This window comes from Deefgea tanakiae, assembly GCF_019665765.1.
In the GTDB taxonomy this organism is placed as follows: Bacteria; Pseudomonadota; Gammaproteobacteria; order Burkholderiales; family Chitinibacteraceae; genus Deefgea; species Deefgea tanakiae.
In genome coordinates this window covers 1,848,809-1,866,830 of record NZ_CP081150.1, presented here as the reverse complement: position 1 = coordinate 1,866,830, position 18,022 = coordinate 1,848,809, and the positions used below count along the sequence as shown (strand labels likewise).

The window sequence follows — 18,022 nt, the reverse complement described above, 5'->3', positions numbered from 1 at the left end:
AGGGCAAATTGATCGTTTAAAAAAATAGGCAACACAGATTGTGTCGCCTATTGCGTGTAATTACAATGAAAGTGCTTGTTAATTATTCCGCTTTACAACTCAAGCGCTAACAATTCGGCTATCGTTTGGCGACGACGAATCTGTTGGATTGCTTCGCCATCAAGTAATACTTCGGCAATCAGCGGGCGCGTATTGTAGTTGCTCGACATGCTGGCTCCGTAGGCCCCCGTATCATGCAGCACGACAAAATCGCCGATCTCGGCAGCGGCTAAATCGCGTGGTGTTACCACGCCGCCTTCTTCTTGTGTAAAGACGTCGCCAGATTCGCACAGTGGTCCAGCCAACACGGTAGGGCGGGTTTCTCCGCCAGCCTCTGAGCCATCCGCACGAAGCAGACTGATTTCGTGGTAACTGCCGTACATCGCTGGGCGCATCAAATCAGAAAAACCGGCGTCGACCAAGACGAAATGATTGTTGCCAACGTCTTTCTTGGCACGAACTTCAGCAATTAATTTGCCGCTTTCTGCAACGAGGAAACGGCCTGGCTCGATTTCAAGGTGAACAGCATGGCCCAGATGAGCTGCGATTTCATTGCGTGCCGCATCCCACAGATTGAAGTAATGCGCTGTGTCGATGGCTTCACCACCAAGGCGGTAAGGAATCGACAAACCGCCTCCCGCTGAAATTGCCCGAATATCACGCCCCGATTGTTTGACTTGCGCCACCATCGCCGCACAGACTTCTTGCAAATGGCTGTAATCCACGCCCGAACCGATGTGCATGTGCAGGCCAACCAGATCGAGATTGTATTTTTCAATCAACGCCAATGCCTCTGGGATTTGTTCGTGCCAAATCCCATGCTTGCTTTGCTCGCCGCCAGTATTGGTTTTTTGGCTGTGGCCGTGACCAAAACCTGGATTCACGCGCAACCAAACGCGGTGTCCAGGATGTGCTTCACCCAATTGCTCTAGCATTTGTGGACTGCCGCAGTTGACTTGGATATCGAGCTCGACGACCCGCGCTAAAGTCGCACGATCAAGTAAGTCGGCGGTAAATACGATGTCATCTGCGTCAGCGCCCGTCGCAAAACCCGCGGCAATTGCGCGTTCGATTTCACCGAGCGAGACTGAATCGACTTTCACGCCTTGCTCGCGCATCAATTTGAGAATGTGAATGTTGGAGTTGGCTTTTTGCGCAAAACGAATCGTGTCGAACATTTTGAGCTGAGCAATGCGCGCGCGAATTGTGGCTGCGTCGTAAGTCCAAACTGGGGTGCCAAACTGCTGGGCGATGGCAATGGTTTGCGCTGCGTTAAGTGGCTTCACAGTGATGTCCTATTTATTATTTTGATAATTGTTTAATTTGATATTTTTGGTCGGCAGATTTCTACGTATTGGCGTAGGACATCAGTGATGCCTGATTCAAGGCATTCCACAATCACCGCATGGCCGATGGAGACTTCGACAATATTCGGAATGGTTAAAAATTTCGCCAAATTTTGCAGATTCAGATCATGCCCAGCGTTCACTTCCAAACCTGCGTCTTGGGCGCGTTGGGCTGCGGCGATAAAGCCAGCAAAAATCGCTTCGCCTTGTGGCGTTGCAAAGTGCTCGGCATACGGCTCGGTATACAGCTCGACTCGGTCGGCGCCGAGTGCTTTGGCCAGTGCCATGTCTTGTGTGTCGTAATCGATAAATAAGCTAGTTCGAATACCAAGGGCTTTGAGTTCGGCCAAAATCGGGCGTAAAAAATCGCCGTCTTTTTGTAAATCCCAGCCGTGATCAGATGTCACTTGATCGGGCGCATCCGGCACGAGCGTGCATTGTGCAGGGCGATTGGCTTTGACGACGTCTAAAAATTCAGGCGTTGGGTAGCCTTCAACATTGAGCTCAACACCGCGTGACTCACACAATGCGCCCAGCTCGGTGACATCCGAATATCTTGCGTGACGTTGGTCGGGGCGTGGGTGCAGCGTGATGCCGCCCGCACCCAAATCGAGGCAACGCTCAGCAAAAGCGCGTACATCGGGGTAATTGCGGCCACGAGAATTGCGCAGTAAGGCAATTTTATTGATATTAATCGACAGTATGGTCATGGCAATGCTCGGCGGATAATCTAAGTTCGCTATTCAAACAGATTGTTAAATCGTGGTAAAACAATAAATTCTGCTCCCCCATTAATTTCGCTTAAGGAGCCGCACAAAAGTTTTCACGCAAGGCACAATGTCAGGTGAGCACTTTGGTCTTAACGCTATGTTTGATTACAAACTACTTGAAGCACTGGATATGATTTTGCGCTGTGGCAGCTTTGATGCGGCGGCCAAACGCTTGCATTTGACGCCATCGGCGATTTCGCAACGGATTCGCCAATTAGAAGAGCGTCACGGTGAGGTTTTGCTACGGCGGGAAAATCCGCTGCGCGCAACGGCCACCGGGGAGAAATTACTCGCCCATGTACGGCAAGTGCGTTTATTGGAAAACGATTTTGCGCAAGACAATGAAGTTGCATCAGCGACTTTGACGACTTTGCGGGTAGGGATTACCGCGGATAGTTTGGCGATTGGGCTGATTGCGGCGCTAGCGCCCAATTTAATGCAGGCCAAATTATTACTCGAATGCGTGATTGATGACGAAGCGTATACGCTCGATTTATTGCGCTCGGGTGAGGTGCTTGGGTGTATTAGTACGCAGCCATTGTCAGTTGCTGGCTGCGGTTCGATACCTTTGGGTCAATTGCCATATATTGGCGTGGCGAATACTGAATTCATTGCGCAGTATTTTGTCGACGGCATCAACGCCGCCACTTTGGCGGCAGCACCGGCAGCGGTCTACGGCCGCAAAGAAAGTTTGCATCGCCGAATGCTGCGGGAGCAGTTTTCTTTGCTCGAAGAGCAATATCCGTGTTTTGTGATACCTGAAAGTCACGCTCTGTATGCGGCGGCGCAGGCGGGTTTGGCCTATGCCGTTGTGCCTTGGGCGCAAGCGCAGGCGGATATTGCGGCGGGGCGGATGAAAGCATTGAGCGCATTAAGCGCTAGCGTGCCGCTGTATTGGCATCATTGGGCACGGCAAACGCGGCCGGCGGTGCTGCTCACGCAAGCCATAGCCCAGTTTGCTGCTGCGCATTTTAATTCTGATTGAGTGAATAGAAACGATGTCTGAACCTCTAATTGTATTTCTCGACGCCGCGACTTTGCCGGTGCCGCTACTCACGGTGAGTGCGCCGCATCGCTGGCTTGCATATCCACAAACCTCGCCCTGTGACGTGGTTGAGCGATTGCAAGGCGCTACGGTGGTAATCACCAATAAAGTCCCCATCACGCGAGACATGCTGGCGCAATTACCCGATTTAAAACTGATTGCGGTCGCCGCGACAGGCTACAACCAAATTGACGTTGCTGCGGCGCGTGAATATACGGTGGGGGTGTGTAATATTCGAGACTATGCTATTCATGGCGTGGCAGAACATACCCTAATGTTAATACTGGCTTTGCGGCGTCAACTTTTGGCGTATCGCCAACGATTGGCGGCGGGTGAATGGCAGGATGCGGCTGGATTTTGCCTGTTTGCCGAGCCACTGCATGATTTAGCGGGCAGCCGGATGGCAATCATCGGTTCGGGCGCGCTCGGTCAGGCGACGGCGAACTTGGCGCGAGCGTTTGGCATGGAGGTGGTTTTTGTTGAGCGCAAAGGCGCAGCGCAGGTTCGGCCTGGTTTTCTGGCTTGGGAAGAAGCCTTGGCGACCGCGGATGTGATGAGCTTGCATTGCCCTTTGACCGAAGGCACGAAAAACTTGATTGGCGCGACTGAATTGGCGCAGATGAAAAAGTCGGCGATTTTAATCAACACCGCTCGCGGTGGTTTGGTCGACGAAGCGGCATTATTGGTTGCCTTGCAAGCAGGGCAGATTGCGGGGGCGGGGATTGATGTGTTGGTGACTGAGCCGCCGCGCGCAGGTAATGTATTACTTGACGTGCAGTTGCCTAATTTCATTGTCACCCCGCATGTGGCGTGGGCCAGTGTCGAAACTATGCAAACGCTGGCCGATCAATTGATTGGTAATGTCGATGCTTTCTTGCGCGGGCAGCCACGGCATTTAGTCTGAGCTTATCGTCTCGGTGCTGATGCTTTGCCCCATGGCGCGTACTTCTCGCCATGTGGCGATTTTGCGGAATAGCCAGCTTTGTGGTTGCTCTTTTCCGGTGCGAGCGTATTCAAGCATGCTAATTTCGCTGCACATGGCTTCATGCGATTGCCAAGCATCATCATCGCCGATAAAGAGGATTTCATCACCAAAGCTCAATTCAGTGTCGTCACTGGGTAAAAGAATGTCTTCACCGGCATGTTGGCGCATCAAGGCGATGCAGCGTAGTGACTTTCCGTGTTCGAGTACGCTATCGGCAAAATGACTGAGCCGCAGATGAGGGCTTGGCCGAGCCAAAAAAGCATGTACAGCGGCGATGTTTTTGGCGTCGAGCTTGATGCTCCAGTGATCTGGAATGTGATGCTCGCACAAGGCTTCTACTTTGCGTGTGAGCGCCGCCGCCCATGCTTCATCTTGATGTTCGAGCCGATTCACAAAGCGAGACAGCATCGGGCTGGCCATCGCGCGGAGGGCTTCGTGTGCAACGACTTCACTGCGAATCGACGTGAAATTAGGTTTAAAGGCTTCAAACAGTAAATGATTGCTGGCTAAGTTTTGCCGCGCCACGATGAATAAATTGGGATTGAGTATGCGTGCCGTAGCAATTGCCGATAAATTATTAGCATCATGGTCATGACTTACCAATAAGCCAACGGCGTGCTCGATGCCAGCCGCTTTCAGTGAGGCGGCATCAACGCCCAGTGCCAGATGAAAAACATTTGGATCCAACTCGGGCTGCGGTTCTGGGTCGATGATATGGACAGTAATCTCTGCTTCTAAGTTTAAAGCCGCATGCACAGCCCGACCAAATCGACCATACCCAACAATCACCCAATGGCCTTTGGGCGGCACGATGGGCTCAGGAATCGGGTTGCCGGGAAAGTCAGACAAAATTGTTTTTAACTGCGAAGCGGTGGGCGCATGAAGTGCCAAGTGAAATTGCGCCCCCACGGCCTCAAACATATTAATCACTTTATTAGTGCCAAACGACGCCATATTGTCGCTGATCGCTTGATTTTTACTACGACAAATCGACAGCAGCTTGGGGCGCAACACGTAGGCACTAATTGCAATAGCCAGATTAGTGTTTTCATCGCCGGTAATCCCGAGTACGCCTTTGCAATACGGTTGGCTCAGACCTGCAATTTTGAGTAGCTCTGGGTTGCCTGCATCACCAGCATGGTAAGGCGCATCAAAATGATAGTTTGCGAGCGCGACTTCATTGATGCGTTCTTCCCGTAGGTCGATGACGACAAATCGAATGTTTTGTTCATCTAGTACTTTGCATAGTAAACGGCCAGTTTGGCCGTAACCACAGATGAGATAAAAAGGCTCAGTGAAATTTTTAACTTTATTAATAAAGCGCGTGTATTGCATCGCTTTGGCAAAGGCTTGGTCGCGTGACAAGGCAAAAATAGAACCCAGTGCATAAGTCCAGCCAACGACCGCCAAATAAATGCAAATCACCACCCACATGCGCTGCGCATTGGTAAATGGGTAAGGGATTTCACCAAAGCCAATCGTTGTTGCGGTATAGCTAATGAAATAAAAGGCGTGGAAAAAATCCATGCGATACGGCTGGCCTTGGTCATCCACGCCAGGAATCATTACCAAGCCCATGACCGAAATTGCGTAGATCAAAATGAGCGTGATGATGGGCGTACGTAAACGCCGAAGCATCAAGAAAAAAATATTAGGCATTGCGATCGCTCAGTGTTGTCGATTGAACGGCTTAACGGCGATGCTGCAAGGTTTCGCCAATCAACAAAATGACCGATACCAAATTAGCAGCCAACGCGCCTGCCGCCAACGATACGATGGTTGTCGTGGTGCCCGGCGTCAAACCCAACTGCGTAATATAAAGCGCATTCCACCAGACTAGAGCGGCCGCGATTAGCTGTAAGTCGGCCACTAAACTGGTCGCAAGATGCAAGGCACCCACTTGAGTGCGGTCACCAAATTTAATCACCGTGGCAATTAAATTGACCACAATCGCAGCAAAAAGCTCATTGACATCATGCTGGTGGGCGACATCAATATCGCCAATCACAAAACCAAAATTAAGCGTAAATGCCAGCAAAATAAAGAAGCCAAAAATTACCTTTTCTAAATTCATGATGCATCCTATTCAAATACGTTGTGATAGCTGATGAGTGATTGTAGCTAGTGTAGCCGCTGGCTAGTGATTCTGGCTAATCTTGGGCGAGGCATCGTGTTTCGCCGTATTCAATTTGTTATCCCCAATTGGCGTGGATAAAAACCGGGTCAAGCTGTGGGTAACTTAGCTAAGTCCTTGAACCCGCAGCAATCAAGGCTTGTAGCATCGGTGATGTGAAAAAATAGGCCATATAGTTCGACTTATGCCCAATTGCAAGGTGTTTCACCTGCATAAGCTGTGGGTAACTTCGTTAGGGCTCTGATTTGATAGATAAAAAATCGTCTGCTTAAATTTTGAGCGATTTTTAATAGATTGAGCGCAATAAAGACACGCCAATTGCGAACATCATCAGCGCAATCAGCCCATCTAAAATTCGCCACGCCATCGGCTTGGCAAACCAAGGACTCAGTTGGCTGGCTGCGAAGGCCAAGGAAAAAAACCACACAAAAGAAAAGCCCACCGCACCCAATAAGAAAAAGGGCTGATCAATGCTCGCCTGTTGTGCACCAATCCCACCGACCAACACCACGGTATCCAAGAGTGCGTGTGGATTCAAAATCGAAAAGCCAAGTCCAGCCGCCACCACCGCCCATGGGCGATCTAGCCCTTGCTGCAGTTGCTTGCTGTCTAAGGTCTCGGGGTGAAGCGATTTTTTTAGTGCCAAGGCACCATAGGCAAACACAAATAGCGCACCACCGAGCGCCATCCAAAATTGCAGCTGCGGCATCGATTGCAGTATTTTACCCATGCCGAGTACACCTGCACTCATTAGCACTAAATCACACAGCGAGCAGGTCAGCGCAGTAAGAAACTGCTGTTTGCGGGCAATACCTTGGCGCATCACAAACGCATTTTGCGCGCCAATCGCCATGATTAAACTCGCACAAAGGGCAAAGCCATTGAGCGTGGCTGCTAGGGGTGTACTCATTTTTGTTTTCTTGAATTAAACGAAGGCTGCAGCATAAGCAGTGTGGTTTTGTTGGGCAATTAGCGAAATCATTAAAAACACTTGATGATAGGCGCAAAAAAAACCGGCATAGGCCGGTTGTATTTGGTATCAAGTGCGATGCTTATTTTTTTGTGTCTTTCGCTACCGGCATAAAACCAGCAACCGGTACCGCTGCGGTTTTGTCTTTCTTTGGCTTTTTCGTTTCTTTATTGCTACGTGCTTGACCTTTGGCCATGATGTTTCTCCGTTTGGGCGGTCCTATTTAGCATGGGCCACCACTGTAAATACTGCTGAGCAGGATGTCCTGCAGCCGCAGCGCACATAGACTGTGCGAACGAACCTCAGACCATCATAGGCGCATCGCCAGCGTAGCGGGGGTTTATTTATCAGTTTCTAAATAAATGAAATTAAATAGCTTCAGAATGCGGGGTAAATCGTATTGCTGATGTATCTGCTTCAAAGCCATATTAAATATTGATTACAAGCAGATACCCTAGGTTTGCAAATTACTTCGCGCCCCCCAGAACAGTGACCAATTGATTGTAGCGACCGTAGTAAGCTTTTTCTTGCTCGGATTTGAGTTTGGGGTCGAGCTTGGTGTTGAAAGTCAGCCGGAACAAATCGTGAAATAGCTGTAAATCGGTGACTTGGCGCAGGCTACGATTGTCGGCGGGTGAAAAACCAGCCAATTGGTCAGCGTAATACAAACGTTGTCTTGCTAACGCGGTATTGTTGCCTGTGCGGCCGTAGTCGAGGAAAAACTGACTGATTTTGCTTTTAACATTGGCAGGCAAGTCGCGGCGCATCACTAGTGGGTCAAAGGTGAAATCAGGCGATTGCCAAACTATTTTCATTTGCGCAAAATCGCGAGGGTATTTTTCTTTGAGCTGCTCTAAGTCAAAAGTATTGCTCACCGCCACATCGACTTGTTTTTTAGCTAGTGCGACAAAAGATTGCTCGGCCGTGCCGACAATGATCTGTTTGAAATATTGTTCCGGCAAAATATTTCTTTTCATAAACAGATGGTACTGTGGGATATAAAAGTCAGCGGTGCTTGAGGTTTTACCCGAGGCGTAGCGTAGTTGTTTTGGCTTATCTAATAGCTGTTCGGCATTTTGTATTGGGCTCGTTTTTGGTACGAGGATCACGCTGCGATAGGTTTTAAGGTTGCCACTTTGAATTAAACTGGCAAACACATCGCTTTTACCGCTTTCAACCGCATCGAGTGCGAGTTTATTATCGAGCCGAGCCACTTGAATTTCGTTGTTTTGGATTTTTTTGAGCATCGCGTCGCGATCACTGCTGACCCAGCCTTTTACGGGTTGACCAATCGCGGCAGAAAGATCATTGAGTACTGGCTGCCAGTCTTCAAGGGTTTGCTCATCGGCACGCGTCGTTAATAAACCTACGGTAATGTCTGCATAGCTAGGTAAAGCAATTAGGCAGAGGGCGGCTAGGAAGGGACGAAGAGACATTAGGGTATTCCGGAGTATTGCGGATGCCTCGCAGCATAGTGTTTTTGTGTTACGTTAGTGTGAAAACTTTGTAAGGAATTGTGATGCCCTATATTAATTTACGCGTAGCAGGCGAATTAAGCCGCGAACAAAAGCAGCAAATCGTCGCTGAATTTACCGCCACCATGGTGCGAGTGGCTAATAAACCCGCTGAGTATGTCATCGTCACCATTGACGAGTCGCCGTTACAAGATTGGGGTTGGGGTGGTGAGTTACTCGATCAAGCGGAATAATTGCGCGTAATTTTCTGCTTGGGCATGATGATTGGACGGACGATTTCGACCTTGGCGTGTGAACAAGGTATAATCCAACGCTTTGTCGTTGCGTGTGAAGATTCAGTTATGCCAATTTATGCTTATCGCTGTGCCGAATGCGGCCACCAAGATGAACATTTACAAAAAATGTCGGCCGATGCCCTTACGGTTTGCCCTGCTTGCAATGCGCCAAAATATGAAAAGTGCGTAACGGCCGCTGGTTTTCAGCTTAAAGGCTCAGGCTGGTATCAAACTGATTTTAAAGGCGGCAAAACGGCCGCCAGTTCCGAGTAGTTTTATTTCTTGATTAGGTAAAATGTGACTTCTCCGCTCAAGCGCTATCTATTTACTGGTTTGTTAATTTGGATCCCTTTGGTCATCACCTTATGGGTTTTGAATTTACTCATCGGCACGATGGACCAACTGGGGACGTATGTACCGAATCAAATTCGCCCTGATTATTGGATTTTACAAAGCTTAGCTAAGTTATTTCCGCAGTTTACTGGCATGCACAATATCCCCGGCTTTGGGGTGATTTTGACGGCGCTGGTGCTGTTGATTACCGGGATTGTTGGTACCAATATCTTGGGTCGTCGCTTGTTGCAAGTGGGCGGCTCGATAGTGAAACGGATTCCTATTGTTCGCTCAATTTATATGAGCGTGAAACAGGTTTCAGATACTTTATTTTCCGACTCAGGTAATGCATTTCGCAAAGCGGTGTTGGTACAATTTCCCCATCAAGGCACGTGGGCGGTCGGTTTTGTGACCGGTGTGCCTAGCGGCGAAATTAGTGAAAAATTGGGCGGTGAATTGATTTCGGTATTTGTACCGACCACACCTAACCCAACGTCGGGTTTTTTGTTTATGGCCAAAACCGCAGATGTAAAAGAACTCGATATGTCGGTCGATGAGGCGCTGAAGTATGTCATTTCGCTCGGTGTGGTGATGCCACTCAGTAAAGACATTAGCTACCCTGATGCGCAGGCTTTGCCCGGCGTAGTTAACAAGTAGTTGGTGCAAAATTTTATCGCAAAGGTCGAAGCGGCTGGGTGTACAAAACCTACGGCATGGCGAGACAAGGATGCAAAAATTTTTGCTGATTAGCCATTAAATTCAAAGCGGTGCTGCCGCAGATGGGCATGAAAGCCCGTAAATGTTTAGCTTTTTATTTTAAGGAAGTTTTTGATGCGTACTGATTATTGCGGGCTGATTGATAGCCGTTACCTTGGTCAAACTGTCACCATTCAAGGTTGGGCGCACCGTCGCCGTGACCATGGTGGCGTGATTTTTATCGACTTGCGCGACCGTGAAGGTTTGGTGCAAGTGGTATTTGATCCAGATACCCCAGAAGCTTTCGCAACTGCCGATGCGAGCCGCAATGAATACGTATTGGAAATCACCGGTCTAGTTCGTGCGCGTCCAGAAGGCACCACCAATAGCAAAATGGTTTCAGGTCAAATCGAAATCTTGGCTAAAGGCATTACAGTTCTGAATCAAGCGGCAACGCCACCGTTCCAGATCGATGATGAAAATCTCTCTGAAAACGTGCGTTTGACCAACCGCGTCATCGATTTGCGTCGCCCTGTGATGCAAAAAAACATGCGTTTGCGTTACCGTGTGGCGATGTTGATCCGTAACTACCTTGATGGTTTGGGCTTTATCGACATCGAAACACCGATGTTGACGCGCTCTACGCCAGAAGGTGCGCGCGATTATTTGGTGCCAAGTCGCGTTCACGATGGTCAATTCTTTGCCTTGCCGCAATCGCCACAGCTGTTCAAACAATTGTTGATGGTCGCAGGTTTTGATCGCTACTACCAAATCGTAAAATGCTTCCGCGATGAAGATTTGCGCGCTGATCGTCAGCCAGAATTTACACAGATTGATATCGAGACTTCGTTCTTGAACGAAGACGAAATCATGAGCATCACCGAAGCGATGGCGCAGCACGTATTCAAAGAAGCCATCAACGTTGAACTCGGCGAATTCCCACGTATGGCGTATGACGACGCAATGCGTTTGTACGGCTCAGACAAGCCTGATTTGCGCGTGTCGTTGCAGTTCACTGAACTGACTGACTTGATGAAAACCGAAGAATTCAAAGTCTTCCGTGGCGCAGCCGATATGGAAAACGGCCGCGTAGTCGGTTTGCGTATTCCAGGTGGCGCGAGTATCAGTCGTAAAGAAATTGATGACTACACCAAGTTCGTGGCGATCTACGGCGCGAAAGGCTTGGCGTACATCAAAGTTAACGATGTAACGAATCTGAGCAACGGTGAAGGTTCTGGCCTGCAATCGCCAATCGTGAAAAACTTGAGCGAAGCTTGCTTGCAAGAAATCATTACCCGTACGGGCGCAACAACCGGCGATTTGATTTTCTTTGGCGCAGACAAAGAAAAAATCGTCAACGAAGCGATCGGCGCATTGCGCTTGAAAGTCGGCCACGAAAAAGGCGAAGCGGGCGGTTACTTTGTACGCGGCTGGAAACCATTGTGGGTGGTTGACTTCCCAATGTTCGAACGCGACGACGACGCAGGCCGCTGGAACGCTTGCCACCATCCGTTCACTAGCCCGAAAGTCGAGCACATCGAGTTTTTGAAAACCGATCCAGGCAAATGTAAAGCGCGTGCTTACGATATGGTTCTCAACGGTTGGGAAATGGGCGGCGGTTCAGTCCGTATCCATCGTGCTGATATGCAATCGACGGTATTTGAAGCTCTGGGCATTGGCGAAGAAGAAGCACAAAACAAATTCGGTTTCTTGCTCGACAATCTACAATTCGGCGCACCTCCGCATGGCGGCTTAGCGTTTGGTTTGGATCGTTTGGTCACGTTGATGACAGGCGCAGAATCAATCCGCGATGTGATCGCATTCCCGAAAACTCAACGCGCACAGTGCTTGTTGACCAATGCACCGAACGAAGTGGACGAGAAGCAATTGCGTGAATTGCATATCAAATTGCGTAATGCACCGCAGGTTAATTTGGCGTAATTGCTGATTAGTTTTGATGTGAAAAAAGGCGACTGAGGTCGCCTTTTTTGTTATGTTGGGTATATTGATGTAGCCATTTTTGGGTAATGGTTGTGGTGATATACGCTGTGTAATATTCTTTTTGGTTTTAGCTTTAGACTGAATTTCTAGTGATTTTAATGAGCTGAGTCGCGCTAATGCCGCGCGGCACCCACCTTATCTTTGCTTCGCCAAAGAAAGGTGGGCCAAAGAAAGGCGACCCTGGTATCTGCGTCCCGCTGCGCGGGATGCCCTCGCTGCGGACAATCGAGGCGGTTGTGGTCAAAACTCGGCCTGCGGCCTCAAACATTGACCCCAAAAACCCCGCCCCGCTTGTTCCTCGCTCGGCTTGATACAAGGGATCTCGCGCAGCTCAACGAGATTTGGCTTTAAGGCGATGTATTACTCGCTGAGCATTGTAGATCAAGGCCTGCAATCAAATACATAAAAGCTGTAGGGCAGGTTAGCCAAAGGCGTAACCCGCCACAAGATTCCGAAATCACAAGTTGCGATCAGCGCGGGTTGATAAAACCAACCCGGCCTACATGGCTAGATCAGCTGCTTTCAGTGCTAATGCCGCGCGGCACTTACTTTTCTTGCTTCGCCAAGAAAAGTAAGCAAAAGAAGGCGACCCTGTATCTGCGTCCCGCTACGCGGGATGCCCTCACTGCGGACAATCGAGGCGGTTGTGGTCAAAACTCGGCCTGCGGCCTCAAACATTGACCCCAAAAACCCCGCCCCGCTTGTTCCTCGCTCGGCTTGACACAAGGGAGCTCGCGCAGCTCAACGAGATTTGGCTTTAATTCGATGTATTACTCGCTGAGCATTGTAGATCAATGGCTGCAATCAAATGCATTAAAGCTGTAGGGCGAGTTAGCCAAAGGCGTAACCCGCCACAAGATTCTGAAATCACAAATTGCGATCAGCGCGGGTTGATAAAACTAACCCGCCCTACATGGCTATTTATTCACTGCTAGGCTTTGATATTTATTGTTTGTAATCAGATGCATCATTAATGTACGGCGAATTAGCTAAAGACCTGGCCCGAAGTTGGATGCTGATCACAGGATTAGAATCGTTGCGAGTATTTAACCGACCTAGGTCATTTTGTATGAGGGAGCGGCGTTAAATTTTGCTGTATTTTAATTTTATTGAGCTTACTTTTTAATTTTGACATGCTGATTTCGGCTTGCTAAAGTTGCATGCATTGGGTTTATGTTATGGAGTTTATATGTTTTGGCGAAAAAGTAATTCAACAAAAAGTGAGTGGATTATGTTTAACATAATTTGCTTTTTATTATTCATCTGTGTTCTATATTTTTTTAGGGATTTCTTTTTTCATTCAGTCCTTCTTTCTCAAGATAAAAGGCTTTTTGATGCGATTTCATTTGCAGGAACAGTAGTCTCTATTGTTTTGGGTGTGTTAGCCATCATTTACACGATTTTTCAAGGCTTTAGTTCGCAATCATCTTCAGAGCGGTTAGCAATTGAGATAGATAAGTTAAGTGGGGTTGCTAACTCTAGTAAGAGGCAGCAGGAAAAACTTGAAGCAAGCCTTTCTGGCGTAGATTCTATTCTTGTTTTAACAGATAAGGTTCATTGCCTAATTGAGTCAATGAATGAAGAGCATCGCAATAGCTTAGATAGAATCGCTAGTGATGTTTCAATGGTAAGATTTCAAAGTGAAACTTTGTCTGTCAAACTGCAAGAAAAGCAGGAAAAGGCTAGCACTGAAATTCAGGATAATGCGCCAATCAATACTGAACCGACAAGTTTCACTTGGTCTGTATTGGAAGCTCTAACATTGGTAGCTTTTTTGCTCTTTTTAAGAGCAAAAGATGACAGACCAAGTGATTGGGTTGAAGTGATGCACCCGCTTAAATTCTATGCTGACTATCCTGAGCTATCTGTGCGAATATTTTCAATCTTTGGTGTTCTAGTGTCAATGAACCTGCGGTTTAAGTGGTGTGTTGACGGGGTTTTAGATAGTTCGATTTTAACAAAATTAAAGAATCCAGATTTTATTAAAGCCAGTGCTGGTTATGGTGCGCTTTCATCGGAAAATCGTGAGCTTGTGTTGAAAGTGCACTCAGAGCTTTTAAGAAAGGCGGACCTTGCCCTATAGGAATTAGTGAGTAGGGTGCAAATCTTTATTTTTCGTACGCTGATTGGTTCAAGGTTTGCGTTGCGGAGTCTTGTGCTTTGTATAAACTTCATTAGAAATTATCTACGATTGCCACTGCAACTAATTAACTCGTAAGTCGCCATCGTAGGGTGGTAATAAGCGAAGCGCATTCCACCGTTTTTGGCGATGTGGTGCAATGCGCTAACGCTTATTGGCACCCTACGGCATTGGTGTATTGATTTGTACGCTTTTATATTCAATTGTTATCTGGCAATACACCTAGTTAATTACAAATTGATTTTGGTGAAGATACTCTGGCGCTAATTAGAGCGGATTGCCCGTGGAGCCGCGCCGTTCGGGAGGGGATTGGCAAGGTTTTAAGACGCGACTGTTTGAGCTGCGCGACGGTAGCGCGCAGCGAGTTTTCGCGTCGCCTTGCCAATTGCCGGACGGACGGGGTTTCGTGGCGATCGGGCGCGCTGGGGTTGTCAGGGGAGGGGCAAGACCTCCCCTGGCTCGTTTGGCGGGCGAAACCGCCGGTTCACCGCCTGCACAGCAGGGTAAACGCTAATTTTGATATGGTATTTAAATGTATACATTAATAAGTAATAGCTATAGCCATATACCTAGCATAGTTATTTAAACCCAGACCCAAAAAAAACCGCTGACTCGCAGCGGTTTTTTTATCCAAACTCAACAAGATTAATCTTGATGATAGTTCGGGGCTTCTTTGGTGATTTGCACATCATGAACGTGCGATTCACGAATACCAGCCGAAGTGATTTGTACGAACTCAGCTTTCGCATGAACATCATCAATCGTCGCGCAACCTAAGTAACCCATTGATGAGCGCAAACCGCCGACCAATTGATGAATCACGGCAGACAATGGGCCTTTGTATGGAACGCGGCCTTCGATGCCTTCTGGTACCAATTTATCAGCATCAGCGGTTTTGTCTTGGAAGTAGCGATCAGACGAGCCGTTCGCGCCAGACATTGCACCGAGTGAACCCATGCCACGGTAGCTCTTGTATGAGCGGCCTTGGTAGAGTTCAACTTCACCCGGCGCTTCTTCGGTACCACCGAACAAACCACCGAGCATGACCATGTGCGCGCCAGCGGCGATCGCTTTGGCGATGTCGCCAGAGAAGCGAATACCACCGTCAGCAATCAGCGGAACGCCAGTGCCAGCAAGTGCTTCGGCGACATTGGCGACTGCAGAAATTTGCGGTACGCCAACGCCTGCAACAATACGCGTGGTGCAGATTGAGCCAGGACCGATACCGACTTTCACTGCATCCGCACCAGCTTCAACTAGCGCCAAAGCGGCTGCGGCAGTGGCGATGTTGCCACCGATGACTTGCACTTGTGGGAAGTTGGTTTTCACCCATTTCACACGATCCAATACGCCTTGGCTGTGGCCGTGGGCGGTGTCAACGACAATCACGTCAACGCCAGCTTCAACCAGCAATTGCACGCGCTCGTCGGTACCGGCGCCTACGCCAACCGCAGCGCCAACGCGCAAGCGGCCTTGTTCGTCTTTGGCGGCCAGTGGATGTTCGCTAGTTTTGATAATGTCTTTAACAGTGATCAGGCCTTTGAGCTGGAATTGATCGTTGACGACCAAAACGCGCTCTAGGCGGTGTTCGTGCATTAGCGCGCGGGCATCATCGATGCTCGTACCTTCTTTTACCGTTACCAGTTTGTCTTTCGGCGTCATGATGGCCGCAACGGGCACATCAAGGCGAGTTTCAAAACGGATGTCACGGTTGGTCACGATGCCGACCAGTTGACCTTTGTCGATCACTGGTAAACCAGAAATTTTGTGTTGGCGTGTCAAAATGAGCACGTCGCGCACCAGCATATCGGGTGAAACGGTGATCGGGTCTTTTACAATCCCTGATTCGTAACGTTTTACCTTGGCCACTTCTTGGGCCTGACGCGCTGGCGTCATGTTTTTGTGCAGAATACCAATGCCGCCTTCTTGCGCCATGGCGATTGCCAGTGGGGCTTCAGTTACGGTATCCATTGCAGCGGAAACGAGGGGCAGGTTCAAGCGAATATTGCGCGTGAACTGTGTGGCCAGCGAAACATCGCGTGGCATTACATTTGAATGAGCGGGTACCAGTAGAACGTCGTCGAACGTCAGGGCTTTTTGCACAATACGCATGAAGAGAATCCTTTTCGCCAAAAAAGCATTATACCGAAACAAGCATGACACGCCTATTGCATTGTAATAATTCCAGTTTTTTCGAGCGATAAAATTGGCAGTGTGAGTTACTTTTTCAAAATGCTGGCGTTTTTTTGGGTATTATTCGTCGCTCTGCTTTCCGTTTTAGTAATTTAATTGGGGCTATAGCCCGAGTTTGTGAGTTTCTTCAATCTTATTTTCCCCAGAGTCAGAGGACTTGTTGTGCCTAGAATTCCCAAGCGAATACGTTTATTACTGCTAGTGGCGATCTTATTGATCGGTGGTTTTTTAAGTACCAGTATTGCCAGTTATGTGGTTTCGCGAGATGCATTGCGTGAAGGTTTGATTAGCAGTGCTTTGCCACTCACTGGCGATAATATTTATTCTGAAATTCAGAAAGATATGCTGCGTCCTGTGTTTATTTCTTCGCAAATGGCTCACGATACCTTTGTGCGTGATTGGTTGCTGGCAGGGGAGCAAGATCCAACACAGTTGTCCCGATTTCTGCGAGAAGTCAAAATCAAAAATGGTACTTTTAGTAGTTTTTTGGTGTCGGCCAAGACGATGCGCTATTACCACAGCGATGGCATTCTCAAAACGGTGGCAGAAGACGATTCGCGTGACGCTTGGTATTTTCGCGTGGCTAAGATGCCGCAAGAGTTTGAAACCAATGTCGACCCTGATTTAGCCAATCGCGACAAAATGACGATTTTTATTAATTACAAGATATTTGATTATGAAGGTCAATTTATTGGTGTGACTGGGGTGGGCATTACCCTCGATACCATGCGCCATTTACTGCAAAATTATGAGGCGCGTTTTCAGCGGCGTATTTATTTTGTTAATCAAGCGGGTCAAGTGATGCTGACAGGAGATGATCAGCAGGCTAGAACGTCGATTTTGCAGCAAGAGGGAATCGGCGAAGTCGCCCACAAAATTCTCAATCACCAAACTGAGCCCATGGCGGTGACTTATAGCTTGAATGAGCAATTGGTATTGCTGAATACGCGTTTCATTCCAGAGTTGGGTTGGTATTTGATTGTTGAGCAGAATGAAACTGCCGATTTACGCCCAGTGCAAACGATGTTTCAATTTAATTTACTGATTTCAGCGCTGGTCACTTTATTGGTGCTGTTTATTGCGACTTATAGCATTAATCGTAGTCAAAGTTATTTAGAAACCTTGGCCAAAACGGATGGCTTAACTCGCTTACTTAATCGGCACGCATTTGAGGCCGTGTTGACCCAAAAACGCAGTGAGTTAACACGGCGTCAGCGCTCCGTGTCGGGCATCTTGATTGATATTGATTTCTTTAAGCAGGTCAATGATCAGTTTGGTCACACAGCGGGTGATGAAGTCTTGCGGCAAGTGGCGAATTTGCTGCGAAAAACTGCTCGTTCTAGTGATACGGTGGCGCGTTGGGGAGGCGAGGAGTTTGTGATTTTGCTCGACGATTGCTCCAAAGCTATGGCATTGGAATTGGCTGAACGACTTCGCAAGGTGGTGGCTCATTTTGATTTTTCTTTGCCGGACTCCTACCAAGTTACCATCAGTTTGGGTGTGGTGGAGCTGTTGCAGGGCGAGACAGAGGTTGAGTTTTTCCAGCGTGCCGATCAATTATTGTACGCTGCTAAATCAAGCGGCCGTAATTGCGTAATGGCCGATCTCTAATTGCTGCGC

General features: G+C 48.4%; 15 protein-coding genes. 8 read left to right on the top strand and 7 right to left on the bottom strand.

What is annotated here, in order from left to right:
- Positions 1 to 92: 92 nt before the first annotated feature.
- Together lysA and K4H28_RS08755 are read right to left on the bottom strand one after the other, a co-directional pair.
- Positions 93 to 1,325, bottom strand: a complete 1,233-nt coding sequence (lysA, locus tag K4H28_RS08760; RefSeq protein ID WP_221004845.1) for a diaminopimelate decarboxylase — start codon at positions 1,323 to 1,325, stop codon at positions 93 to 95.
- A gap of 32 nt (positions 1,326 to 1,357) precedes the next feature.
- A complete protein-coding gene (locus K4H28_RS08755) occupies positions 1,358 to 2,095 on the bottom strand; it encodes a pyridoxine 5'-phosphate synthase (RefSeq protein ID WP_221004844.1) in 738 nt (245 codons plus the stop codon).
- Between the two features lie 157 nt (positions 2,096 to 2,252).
- Here K4H28_RS08755 and K4H28_RS08750 point away from each other — a divergent pair, with 157 nt between their 5' ends.
- Both K4H28_RS08750 and K4H28_RS08745 read left to right on the top strand, forming a co-directional pair.
- Entirely contained in the window at positions 2,253 to 3,140 is an 888-nt protein-coding gene (locus K4H28_RS08750) for an ArgP/LysG family DNA-binding transcriptional regulator (RefSeq protein WP_221004843.1), read from the top strand.
- A gap of 13 nt (positions 3,141 to 3,153) precedes the next feature.
- The gene (locus K4H28_RS08745) at positions 3,154 to 4,104 is read left to right on the top strand and encodes a D-2-hydroxyacid dehydrogenase (RefSeq protein WP_221004842.1); all 951 of its coding nucleotides are present in this window, start codon (positions 3,154 to 3,156) and stop codon (positions 4,102 to 4,104) included.
- Here the strand turns inward: K4H28_RS08745 and K4H28_RS08740 are convergent.
- The 4 genes from K4H28_RS08740 to phnD all read right to left on the bottom strand — a co-directional run bounded on the left by K4H28_RS08740 (position 4,096) and on the right by phnD (position 8,725).
- Positions 4,096 to 5,844: a potassium channel family protein gene (locus K4H28_RS08740; protein ID WP_221004841.1), complete on the bottom strand. Its 1,749-nt coding sequence runs from the start codon at positions 5,842 to 5,844 to the stop codon at positions 4,096 to 4,098. The genes K4H28_RS08745 and K4H28_RS08740 overlap by 9 nt on opposite strands.
- A 31-nt stretch (positions 5,845 to 5,875) precedes the next feature.
- Entirely contained in the window at positions 5,876 to 6,259 is a 384-nt protein-coding gene (locus tag K4H28_RS08735; RefSeq protein WP_221004840.1) for a DUF6394 family protein, read from the bottom strand.
- A gap of 346 nt (positions 6,260 to 6,605) precedes the next feature.
- On the bottom strand, positions 6,606 to 7,229 hold the full coding sequence (locus K4H28_RS08730) for a LysE/ArgO family amino acid transporter (RefSeq protein ID WP_221004839.1): 624 nt from the start codon (positions 7,227 to 7,229) through the stop codon (positions 6,606 to 6,608).
- A 527-nt stretch (positions 7,230 to 7,756) separates the two neighbouring features.
- Complete coding sequence (gene phnD, locus K4H28_RS08725) at positions 7,757 to 8,725, bottom strand: phosphate/phosphite/phosphonate ABC transporter substrate-binding protein (protein WP_221004838.1); 969 nt, start codon at positions 8,723 to 8,725, stop codon at positions 7,757 to 7,759.
- 83 nt (positions 8,726 to 8,808) lie between these two features.
- Between phnD and K4H28_RS08720 the strand changes: the two genes are divergently transcribed.
- The 5 genes from K4H28_RS08720 to K4H28_RS08700 all read left to right on the top strand — a co-directional run bounded on the left by K4H28_RS08720 (position 8,809) and on the right by K4H28_RS08700 (position 14,152).
- Positions 8,809 to 8,997, top strand: coding sequence for a tautomerase family protein (locus tag K4H28_RS08720; RefSeq protein ID WP_221004837.1), 189 nt, complete (start codon positions 8,809 to 8,811; stop codon positions 8,995 to 8,997).
- Entirely contained in the window at positions 8,998 to 9,312 is a 315-nt protein-coding gene (locus K4H28_RS08715; protein WP_255573482.1) for an FmdB family zinc ribbon protein, read from the top strand.
- A 24-nt stretch (positions 9,313 to 9,336) separates the two neighbouring features.
- Entirely contained in the window at positions 9,337 to 10,029 is a 693-nt protein-coding gene (locus tag K4H28_RS08710) for a DUF502 domain-containing protein (RefSeq protein ID WP_255573481.1), read from the top strand.
- 174 nt (positions 10,030 to 10,203) lie between these two features.
- Positions 10,204 to 12,009: an aspartate--tRNA ligase gene (aspS, locus tag K4H28_RS08705; RefSeq protein WP_221004836.1), complete on the top strand. Its 1,806-nt coding sequence runs from the start codon at positions 10,204 to 10,206 to the stop codon at positions 12,007 to 12,009.
- A 1,249-nt stretch (positions 12,010 to 13,258) separates the two neighbouring features.
- Positions 13,259 to 14,152 (top strand): hypothetical protein, encoded by an 894-nt coding sequence (locus tag K4H28_RS08700; protein WP_221004835.1) that lies wholly within the window; start codon positions 13,259 to 13,261, stop codon positions 14,150 to 14,152.
- A gap of 702 nt (positions 14,153 to 14,854) precedes the next feature.
- On the opposite strand, the gene guaB is transcribed toward K4H28_RS08700, so the two are convergent.
- Positions 14,855 to 16,321 carry an IMP dehydrogenase gene (guaB, locus tag K4H28_RS08695; protein ID WP_221004834.1) on the bottom strand — a complete coding sequence of 489 codons (1,467 nt, stop codon included), beginning with the start codon at positions 16,319 to 16,321 and terminating at the stop codon, positions 14,855 to 14,857.
- A gap of 243 nt (positions 16,322 to 16,564) precedes the next feature.
- Between guaB and K4H28_RS08690 the strand changes: the two genes are divergently transcribed.
- Positions 16,565 to 18,013 (top strand): sensor domain-containing diguanylate cyclase, encoded by a 1,449-nt coding sequence (locus K4H28_RS08690; protein ID WP_221004833.1) that lies wholly within the window; start codon positions 16,565 to 16,567, stop codon positions 18,011 to 18,013.
- Positions 18,014 to 18,022 lie beyond the last annotated feature (9 nt).